The organism is Nocardia sp. NPDC056952, from assembly GCF_042674185.1.
Classification (GTDB): Bacteria; Actinomycetota; Actinomycetes; order Mycobacteriales; family Mycobacteriaceae; genus Nocardia.
In genome coordinates this window covers 216,476-225,670 of the sequence record NZ_JBHURA010000011.1, presented here as the reverse complement: position 1 = coordinate 225,670, position 9,195 = coordinate 216,476, and the positions used below count along the sequence as shown (strand labels likewise).

9 protein-coding genes are annotated in these 9,195 nt (G+C 67.3%); all 9 read left to right on the top strand.

Annotated elements, in window-relative coordinates; genetic code table 11:
* The first annotated feature begins 225 nt into the window (after positions 1-225).
* Positions 226-1,311 carry a sugar ABC transporter substrate-binding protein gene (locus ACFTS5_RS29555; RefSeq protein ID WP_378637335.1) on the top strand — a complete coding sequence of 362 codons (1,086 nt, stop codon included), beginning with the start codon at positions 226-228 and terminating at the stop codon, positions 1,309-1,311.
* Positions 1,311-2,075 (top strand): ATP-binding cassette domain-containing protein, encoded by a 765-nt coding sequence (locus ACFTS5_RS29550; protein WP_378637333.1) that lies wholly within the window; start codon positions 1,311-1,313, stop codon positions 2,073-2,075. Before ACFTS5_RS29555 ends, ACFTS5_RS29550 begins: the two co-directional genes overlap by 1 nt.
* Positions 2,072-3,313, top strand: coding sequence for a sugar ABC transporter permease (locus ACFTS5_RS29545; RefSeq protein WP_378637330.1), 1,242 nt, complete (start codon positions 2,072-2,074; stop codon positions 3,311-3,313). The genes ACFTS5_RS29550 and ACFTS5_RS29545 overlap by 4 nt, the downstream gene beginning before the upstream one ends.
* A gap of 25 nt (positions 3,314-3,338) precedes the next feature.
* Positions 3,339-4,535 carry an ROK family protein gene (locus tag ACFTS5_RS29540; protein ID WP_378637328.1) on the top strand — a complete coding sequence of 399 codons (1,197 nt, stop codon included), beginning with the start codon at positions 3,339-3,341 and terminating at the stop codon, positions 4,533-4,535.
* A gap of 35 nt (positions 4,536-4,570) precedes the next feature.
* On the top strand, positions 4,571-5,041 hold the full coding sequence (locus ACFTS5_RS29535; RefSeq protein WP_378637325.1) for an SRPBCC domain-containing protein: 471 nt from the start codon (positions 4,571-4,573) through the stop codon (positions 5,039-5,041).
* 84 nt (positions 5,042-5,125) lie between these two features.
* Positions 5,126-6,217 carry an ABC transporter substrate-binding protein gene (locus ACFTS5_RS29530; protein WP_378637323.1) on the top strand — a complete coding sequence of 364 codons (1,092 nt, stop codon included), beginning with the start codon at positions 5,126-5,128 and terminating at the stop codon, positions 6,215-6,217.
* Complete coding sequence (locus ACFTS5_RS29525; protein WP_378637320.1) at positions 6,217-7,077, top strand: ABC transporter permease; 861 nt, start codon at positions 6,217-6,219, stop codon at positions 7,075-7,077. The genes ACFTS5_RS29530 and ACFTS5_RS29525 overlap by 1 nt, the downstream gene beginning before the upstream one ends.
* Positions 7,053-7,817 (top strand): ABC transporter ATP-binding protein, encoded by a 765-nt coding sequence (locus tag ACFTS5_RS29520; RefSeq protein ID WP_378637318.1) that lies wholly within the window; start codon positions 7,053-7,055, stop codon positions 7,815-7,817. The genes ACFTS5_RS29525 and ACFTS5_RS29520 overlap by 25 nt, the downstream gene beginning before the upstream one ends.
* The gene (locus ACFTS5_RS29515; protein ID WP_378637315.1) at positions 7,814-9,163 is read left to right on the top strand and encodes an LLM class flavin-dependent oxidoreductase; all 1,350 of its coding nucleotides are present in this window, start codon (positions 7,814-7,816) and stop codon (positions 9,161-9,163) included. Before ACFTS5_RS29520 ends, ACFTS5_RS29515 begins: the two co-directional genes overlap by 4 nt.
* Positions 9,164-9,195: the final 32 nt, after the last annotated feature.

Here is a 9,195-nt window from a genome sequence, read left to right as displayed (position 1 = left end):
TGGTACTGCACTCGACAGGGTGTGGGAGAGTAGGACACTGCCGGAACATCATTGCGAAAGGCCCTCCAACTTCGGTTGGAGGGCCTTTTTGCGTTCCCGGGAACCGCGGGGACCACTCTGTGCGATTCCTGTGTGGGCCAGGTCACCCTGGAGTATGTTGTCGAGAACAACATTCGCTCCAGCTCAACCGCCTACAGGCGGTGATTCCACGAAAGGCCCACGCTCATGCGTCAGGGGATCTTCGGCATCGCGGCCGTCTCGATCGCACTTCTCACTTCGCTCACCGCCTGCGGCGACGACACTTCGAACTCCTCGGGAGATGGCGGCGCCAAGATCGGCGTCATCCTGCCCGACAGCAAGACCTCGGCGCGGTGGGAGACGGCGGATCGCAAGTATCTTCAGCAGGCGTTCGACGCCGCGGGGATCAAGGCCGACATCCAGAATGCCCAGGGCGACAAGAACGCCTTCCAGACGATCGCCGATCAGATGATCACCAACGGCGCCTCCGTACTGATGATCACCAACCTCGACAGCGGTACCGGCAAGGCGGTCATCCAGAAGGCCAAAGCCCAGGGCGTGACCGTGATCGACTACGACCGGCTGACCCTCGGCGGCGGCGCGCCGTACTACGTGTCGTTCGACAACGTGAAAGTCGGACAGCTCATGGGCGACGGCCTGGCGAAGTGCCTGGCCGACAAGCAGGCCGCCAAGCCGGTCGTCGCCTACCTCAACGGCGGTCCGACGGACAACAACGCCGCCCTGTTCAAGAGCGGGTACGACGGCGCGCTGAAGCCGAAGTTCGACGCGGGCGAGTACGTGAAGGGGCCGGATCAGGCCGTCCCGGAATGGGACAACACCAAGGCGGGCACCATCTTCGAACAGATGCTCACCGGCACGCCGAACCTCGGCGGCACCGTCGCGGCCAACGACGGGCTGGCCAACGCGGCCATCGCGGTGCTGAAGAAGCAGAAGCTGAACGGGCAGATCCCGGTGACAGGTCAGGACGCCACGGTCCAGGGTCTGCAGAACGTCCTGGCCGGTGATCAGTGCATGACCGTGTACAAGGCGATCAAGCTCGAGGCCGCCGCCGGCGCGAAGCTGGCGATCGCGCTGGCCAACGGGGAGAAGGGCGAGGCGCCGAGCACCGTCGACGATCCCGAGGCGAAGTCGAAGGTGCCTGCGGTGCTGCTCGAGCCGAAGGCGATCTTCAAGAACAACGTGAACGACGTCGTCGCGGACGGCTTCGTCGACAAGGCCGAGCTGTGCACCGGTGAGTTCACCAAGCTCTGCGCGGACAACGGCGTCCGCTGATGACCGACACCCCGCTCATCGAATTACGCGGATTAGAGAAGAGTTTCGGTCCGGTCCATGTCCTGCACGATATCGACTTCTCCGCCTACCGCGGTGAGGTGACGGCTCTCGTCGGCGATAACGGCGCCGGCAAGTCGACCCTGGTCAAATGCATCGGCGGCACCCACGCGATCGATGCGGGCGAGGTGCTGTTCGACGGTGAGCCGGTGCAGATCGGCAATCCGAGAGACGCGGCCGAACTGGGGATCGAGATCGTCTACCAGGACCTCGCGCTCTGCGACAACCTCGACATCGTGCAGAACATGTTCCTCGGCCGGGAGAAGAAGCACGGCCTCGTGCTCGACGAATACGGCATGGAGGAGCTCGCGGGCGCGACCCTGGCCGGGCTGTCGGTGCGCACGGTGAAGTCCGTGCGTCAGAAGGTGGCCAGCCTGTCCGGCGGACAACGCCAGACCGTCGCCATCGCCAAGGCCGTGCTGTGGAACAGCAAGGTGGTGATTCTGGACGAGCCGACCGCGGCGCTCGGCGTCGCCCAGACTCAGCAGGTCCTCGAACTGGTGCGCCGCCTGGCCGACAAAGGTCTCGCGGTGGTGCTGATCTCGCACAACATGAACGACGTCTTCGCGGTCTCGGACCGGATCGCGGCGCTGTATCTGGGCCGGATGGCCGCACAGGTACGTACCGCCGACGTGACGCATTCGCAGGTCGTCGAACTGATCACCGCCGGCCGCAGCGGGAGTCTCGGAATCGGAGTGCAGGCATGAGCGCGGTTGTCACGGACAAGGCCACCGAGCCTGCCGCACCGGTGACCGAGCTGGTCACCGGCTATGTCGCGCGGATTCGTGGCGGCAACATGGGTGCGTTGCCCTCGGTCATCGCGCTGGTCGTGCTGTCGGTCGTCTTCTGGATCGCGCGGCCGGTGTTCATGACCCAGGGCAACATCGCGAACCTGCTCACCCAGGGCGCCGCCATCGCGGTGATCGCCATGGGCTTGATCTTCGTGCTGCTGCTCGGGGAAATCGATCTGTCGGCGGGCTTCACCAGCGGTGTGTGTGCCGCGGTGCTCGCGGTCCTGCTCACCGACAAGGGCTGGCCCTGGTACGCGGCGGTGTTCGTCTCGTTGCTCACCGGTGTGGTGATCGGGCTGACCATCGGCGCGATCGTGGTGAAGATCGGGGTGCCGTCGTTCGTCGTGACGCTGGCCGCGTTCCTGGCGTTGCAGGGCGTGGCACTGAAGATCATGGACAACGGCCGCAACATCTCCATCCACGACGAGACGATCCTGGCGATCGCCAACAAGAATGTGCCGCCGCTGCTCGGCTGGGTCATGTACCTGGTGCTGGTGGGCGGGTTCTCGTTGGTGCAGTACCGAAAGTTGCGGGCGCGCACGACGCTCGGGCTGACCGGTGAGACGGCACCGGTGGTCGCGTTGCGGATCGCCACGGTCGCGGTGGTCGCCGGGATAGCGGTGCTGGTGCTCAACGACGAGCGCAGCCGCAATCCGGAGGTCAACTCGCTACAGGGCATGCCGATCGTGGTGCCGATCATCATCGCGCTGTTGCTGTTGTGGACGTTCGTGCTCAATCGCACCTCGTTCGGAAGGCATGTCTACGCGGTTGGTGGCAGCGTGGAAGCGGCTCGGCGGGCGGGCATTCCGGTCGACCGGATCAAGATCAGCGCCTTCGTGCTGTGCTCGACGATGGCCGCTGTCGGCGGTTTGATCGCGGCCTCGCGGGCCAACTCGGTCGATCCGAACACCGGCGGTTCCGATGTCCTGCTCACCGCCGTCGGTGCGGCGGTGATCGGTGGGACCAGCCTGTTCGGTGGTCGTGGCCGGATGCTCGACGCGGTACTCGGTGCCGCGGTGGTCGCGGTGATCAACAACGGGATGGGCCTGATGGGCTACAGCGCGGGCACGAAATTCGTTGTGACAGGATTTGTCCTGCTGCTCGCGGCGGGGGTGGACGCGCTGTCGCGCAAGCGTTCGCTGCCAGGAAGTTGACCATCGACCGGGAAGGTAGGGCCGGATGAGGGCTGCACCCGCCCCGGACGAGATCCGAACACGCAATCTCGCCGTGCTGCTGCGCCACGTCCATCTGAGTGGCCCGGTCTCGCGGGCGGAGCTGGCCGAGCGAATGGGCCTGAACCGCAGCACAATTCTGGCCCTGACCACCGATCTGGCCGCCGCCGGACTGGTGAGTGAGGAACTGCCACGCCAGACCGGGAAGGCCGGACGGCCGTCGCTGGTGGTGCGGCCGGAGTCGGAGCGGGTGTTCGTGCTCGCGTTGGACGTCGGTGCGGACCGGCTCGCGGTAGCGCGGGTCGGTCTGGGCGGTGTGATTCTCGACCAGCGTGAAACACCGCGTGACAGTGCGGCTTTCGATCCCGACGAGGTGATCGAATCCCTGGCGGTGCTGGCCGAGACGATGATCGGCACGGCAGGACGCGACAGTGTCTGCGTGGGTGTGGGTCTCGCGTTCTGCGGGATGGTTCGCCAGGGCGACGGTGTGGTGCGGTACGGGCCGAACATCGGCTGGGTGGATGTGCCGGTGGGCGCGAAACTGTCCGAGCGGCTCGGCGTTCGGGTCGTGGTCGGCAACAACGCGAATCTGGGAGCCCTCGCCGAGCGTGAGCGTGGTGTCGGTGCGGGGGTGTCGGATCTGATCTACCTGCACGGTGAGGTCGGCATCGGTGGCGGCGTCATCATGGGTGGTGAGCTGCTCGGTGGTGAGGGTGGCTATGGCGGCGAGGTCGGGCACATGATCGTCAACCCCGGCGGGCGGACGTGCCGGTGTGGTTCACGTGGCTGCCTGGAGGCCGAGGCGGGGGAGCTGGCGTTGATCGCGCTGGCGGGGCGTGCCGGCCTCACCGGCCGGGCGGCGGTCGAGGCGATCGTCGACGCGGCGGCTCGCGGTGACGCGGTCGCCCGCGACGCGTTGCACCAGGTCGGGGACTGGCTCGGCTACGGGGTGGCCAATCTCGTCAATATCTTCAACCCGACCATGGTCGTGTTCGGTGGTGTCCTGCGCGAGATCTACCTCGCCTCGGCCGCGCAGGTCCGCAGCCGGTTGGCGGTGAACGGACTACTCGCCGTCCGCGAACGTGTTCGCCTGCGGACCTCCGCGCTGGCCGACGACGCTCCGCTGATCGGGGCCGCGGAACTGGCCTTTGCCGACGTGCTGACCGACCCGCTGCAGACACTGGCGCGTAGCTCCGGCAGGTGATCGATCGGCGCCGGTCTCGCGACTATCGTGAAGGAATGGCGACCACAAGGATCGGCACGCAGATCAATGCGCCGCGCTCGACCGTCTACCGCCTGATGCTGGACGCCGACGCGGTCGCGGCCTGGATGCCCCCGCCCGGGATAACGGCCGAAGTGCATCGGTTCGAGCCGAAGGAGGGCGGATCGTTCTCGATCACCCTCACCTATGACGAGCCGACGGCCACCGGCGAGACGCGGCCGCCGCACCGCGACGCCTGTTTCGGGACCTTCCGCACGCTGGTGCCGGACGAGCAGATCATCGAGGTGCTGGAATTCGTCACCGAGACCCCGGACATGACCGGTGCGCAGACGGTGACGTTCACCCTGACCGACGCCGACGGCGGCACCCACCTCGATACGGTGCACGAGGGGGTTCCGCCGGGACTGAGCCCCGCCGACAACGAGAGAACCTGGCACCAGTCGTTGTCGAAACTGACCGCACTGGCCGAGGGGGAATCGCGCGACTGACCGCGGACCGCGCGGAGACGTGCCCTTCAAATCATAGAAACGCTAATGGTGTTCGGGGGCGTTCGCGGTTGCTTGAATTCGTCTATGCACCGACCGAACACCTTTCGACCCGGCCTACGGGGCCGCGCCACCGCCGCACTCCTCGCGATGGCAACCGTTGCGACGCTCGGCCTGACCGGCTGCGCGCAGGGCAACGACGCACCGGTCGGCACCCCCGACGCGCCACTGCCGACCGAGGTTCCGCCGGGGACCACGCTCGTCGTCGCCGATCAGTCGGAACGCCTGCAATCGGCGCTGCGGCTGTCCGGCGAACTGGACAAGCTGCCGTTCAAGATCGAGTTCGCGAACTTCGTCGGCGGCCCGGCCATCCTCGAGGCCTTCCGGGCAGGCGCCGCCGACGTCGGTCAGGTCGGCGATGTGCCGCCGATCCACGCGCTGGCCGCGGGCCAGGACGTTCCGATCGTCGGCTCCTACCAGACCAACCCCCAGGCCCTGAAACTCGCTGTGGCGCCTGGTCGTTCGATCAGCAAGCTCACCGATCTGAAGGGCAAGAAGATCGCGTACGCCGAGGGCACCGCCCAGCAGGCGGCGGTGTTGAAGGCGCTCACCAAGGCGGGACTGAAGCCCACCGATGTGGAGCTGGTCCGGCTGCAGCTGGCCGAGTTCCCTGACGCGGTCCGCACCGCTCAGGTCGACGTCGCGCCGCTGATCGAACCCAACGTGACCCGGTTCCTCCGCACCGAGGGCGCCTCGCTGATCCCGGACTCGGAGACCACGGGCATCTACAGCGGCCTCGCCTACCTGTACGCGCGCCGGGCGGTGGTCCAGGATCCAGCGAAGGCCGCCGCGACCCGTGCTCTGGTCGGCGCGTTCGTGCGGGCCTGGCAGTGGACCAACACCCATCGCGAGGAATGGGCCACCCGCTACTACGTCGGAAGCCAGAAGGTCAGCGCCGACGACGCCAAGCGGATCGTCGAATCGCTGGGCACCTACACGTTCCCGCACCTGGACCAGCAGTTGATCGCCCGGCAGCAGACCACGATCGACGCGATCGACGCTGTGGGCGAGCTGCCGAAGAAGATCAAGGCCGTGGACGGTTTCGACCTGCGCTTCGATGCTGCGGTCACCGAGGCCGTCACTGCCAGCGGGGCCGCGTTCGCACCGGCGGCGAGCTGATGGCCACCATCGATGCCGGGGCACTGCGCAAACTCCGGACCAGTACGGCCCCGGTCGAAGCGCTCGCCCCGCGCGGGCGAGGCCGGCGCACACTGGGACCGGGCAAGCCGATCCCGTTCGGCTTCGCCCTCGGGCCGGTTCTGCTCATCGGCACCTGGGTTGTCGGCTCCGCGATCGGGGCCATCGACCCGGAGACCCTGCCCGCGCCGTGGACGGTCGCGCAGACCGCGGGTGAGCTGATCGCCGACGGCCGGTTGCAGTCCAACCTGCTGACCTCGTTGCAGCGTGCCGTCATCGGCCTCGTGCTCGGTGTGGCGATCGGCGTGGTGCTCGCGCTGGTCGCGGGGCTGAGCCGGATCGGTGAGGCCGTCGTCGACGGTCCCGTGCAGATCAAGCGGGCCATCCCGACGCTGGCACTGATCCCGCTGTTCATCGTCTGGTTCGGAATCGGCGAGCAGATGAAGCTGATCGTGATCACCACCAGCGTGCTCATTCCGATTTACATCAATACCCACGCCTACCTGCGCAGCGTCGACGCGCGCTATGTGGAACTGGCCGAGACCGTCGGGCTGTCGCGGTGGGGATTCCTGCGTCGCATCGCGTTGCCGGGCTCGTTGCCGGGCTTCTTCCTCGGGCTGCGGCTGGCGGTGACCATCTCCTGGTTGGCGCTGGTGGTGGTGGAACAGGTCAACGCGACCAGCGGCATCGGCTACCTGATGACCCAGGCGCGCACCTACGGCCAGATCGACGTGATCGTCGTCGGCCTGGTGATCTACGGGCTGCTCGGACTGTTCGGTGATCTCGCCGTGCGGGCAACGGAACGAAAGGTGCTGGCATGGCGACAGACACTGGGCGACTGAGCTCCGACGAGCGGGTCGTCGTACGCACCCGTGCCCTGACACGCGGCTTCGGCGAGCGAATCGTGTTGAACGGCATCGACATCGAGATTCGGCGCGGTGAGTTCGTCGCGCTGCTCGGACGCAGCGGTTCCGGCAAGAGCACACTGCTGCGGGCACTGGCCGAACTCGATTCCGAGGTGCCCGGATCCGGTGACCTGACGGTGCCGACGCAGCGCGCGGTGGTGTTCCAGGATTCGCGGCTGCTGCCATGGGCACGGGTGCTCGACAATGTAGTACTCGGGCTGACCGGGCGCGACGCGCAGCAGCGCGGGCGCTCCGCACTGGCCGAAGTGGGGCTGGCCGGACGCGAGAAGGCTTGGCCGCGTGAACTTTCCGGCGGTGAACAGCAGCGGGTGGCCTTGGCCAGGTCGCTGGTGCGTGAGCCGGAACTGCTCCTGGCCGACGAACCGTTCGGCGCGCTCGACGCGCTGACCCGGATTCGGATGCACGCCCTGTTGCAGGCGCTGTGCGAGCGGCACCGGCCCGCCGTGCTGCTGGTGACCCACGATGTGGACGAGGCCGTGCTGCTCGCTGATCGGGTGCTGGTTCTCGACGAGGGCCGGATCACGATCGACCAACGCATCGAGACCCCGCGCCCGCGCAGGCACGCGCACCCGGAGTTCGTCCGGCTGCGCGAGGTGCTGCTGAGCGGACTCGGTGTCGACACAACAGATTCAGAGAAAGTGAAACAGGCGTCATGAGTGCACCGCGTCAACTGAGTCTGAACGCGTTCATCTACCCGTCCGGGCACCATGAGGCCGCCTGGCGGCATCCCGACAGCAGGCCCGACCGCATCTACGACGTCTCCTACTACCAGGAGATCGGGCGCACCGCGGAGGCGGCGAAGCTCGACGCGGTGTTCTTCGCCGACGGTCCCGCCCTGCGCACCGATGTTCGTCACAATGCCGCGCCCGGCCTCGAGCCGATCACACTGCTCACCGCGATCGCCGCGGCGACAACACATCTCGGCCTGATCGCCACCGCCTCGACCACCTACTACGAGCCCTACAACCTGGCGCGGCTGTTCTCCTCGCTCGACCACATCTCCGGTGGACGCGCGGGCTGGAACATCGTCACCACCGGCACCGACCTGGCCGCGGCCAACTTCGGGCTCGAACGCCACCCGGACCACGCCGAACGCTACGCCCGCGCACGGGAATTCGTCGACGCGGTGGTCGGGCTGTGGGACAGCTGGGAGGACGACGCGATCGTGCTCGACCGCGCCGCCGGTGTGTACGCCGATCCGGACAAGATCCACCCGATCGACTTCGTCGGCGAACACCTCAGTGTGCGTGGACCGTTCAACTCCGCGCGGACACCACAGGGGCGTCCGGTGCTGGTGCAGGCGGGTGCCTCGAACGAGGGGCGCGCCTTCGCCGGCAAGTACGCGGAGGCCATCTTCACCGCGCATCAACGGCTTTCGGATGCGCAATCCTTCTACGCCGACATCAAGTCCAAGGCAGCCGAGTTCGGGCGCACCGCCGACGAGGTGAAGATCCTGCCGGGCATCAGCCCGTTCATCGCCGACACCGAAGCCGCCGCGCTGCGTTTGGAACGCGAGTTCAACGAGCTGACAGTGCCCGAATACGGGCTCAAGCAGCTGGAATCGATCACCGGCACGTCGCTGCGCGGCCTCGCGCTCGACGAGCCGGTGCCGGTGGAAGTGTTCGCGGGGGCGGGCGATGTCACCGACAACGCGCGCAGCAGATTGCAGGTGGTGGCGGGAATCGTCGAGCGGGAACGGCCGACCTTGCGTGGGCTGCTGCACCGGCTGGCAGGTGCGCGCGGGCACCGGGTGTTCGCGGGAACGCCCGAGCAAGTGGCCGACACCATCGAAGAGTGGTTCACCCAGGGCGCGGCGGACGGCTTCAACGTGATGCCGCCGTACTACCCCGGTGGGCTCGAGGTATTCGCCGAGACGGTGGTGCCGATCCTGCAGGAGCGCGGGCTGTTCCGCACCGAATACACCGGCACCACGCTGCGCGATCACTTCGGGCTCGCGCGCCCGGAGAGCCAGTTCACCCGTAACGCCGCGCTCGCCGGATGACAGAGGGCTGTCGCGACCGGCACGTCGTTCGC

Excerpts from the sequence above, each read along its gene's own strand:
- ACFTS5_RS29525 (WP_378637320.1), top strand. The coding sequence starts at position 6,217 with ATGGCCACCATCGATGCCGGGGCACTGCGCAAACTCCGGACCAGTACG.
- ACFTS5_RS29540 (WP_378637328.1), top strand. The coding sequence starts at position 3,339 with ATGAGGGCTGCACCCGCCCCGGACGAGATCCGAACACGCAATCTCGCC.
- ACFTS5_RS29555 (WP_378637335.1), top strand. The coding sequence starts at position 226 with ATGCGTCAGGGGATCTTCGGCATCGCGGCCGTCTCGATCGCACTTCTC.
- ACFTS5_RS29545 (WP_378637330.1), top strand. The coding sequence starts at position 2,072 with ATGAGCGCGGTTGTCACGGACAAGGCCACCGAGCCTGCCGCACCGGTG.
- ACFTS5_RS29520 (WP_378637318.1), top strand. The coding sequence starts at position 7,053 with ATGGCGACAGACACTGGGCGACTGAGCTCCGACGAGCGGGTCGTCGTA.
- ACFTS5_RS29515 (WP_378637315.1), top strand. The coding sequence starts at position 7,814 with ATGAGTGCACCGCGTCAACTGAGTCTGAACGCGTTCATCTACCCGTCC.
- ACFTS5_RS29550 (WP_378637333.1), top strand. The coding sequence starts at position 1,311 with ATGACCGACACCCCGCTCATCGAATTACGCGGATTAGAGAAGAGTTTC.
- ACFTS5_RS29535 (WP_378637325.1), top strand. The coding sequence starts at position 4,571 with ATGGCGACCACAAGGATCGGCACGCAGATCAATGCGCCGCGCTCGACC.
- ACFTS5_RS29530 (WP_378637323.1), top strand. The coding sequence starts at position 5,126 with ATGCACCGACCGAACACCTTTCGACCCGGCCTACGGGGCCGCGCCACC.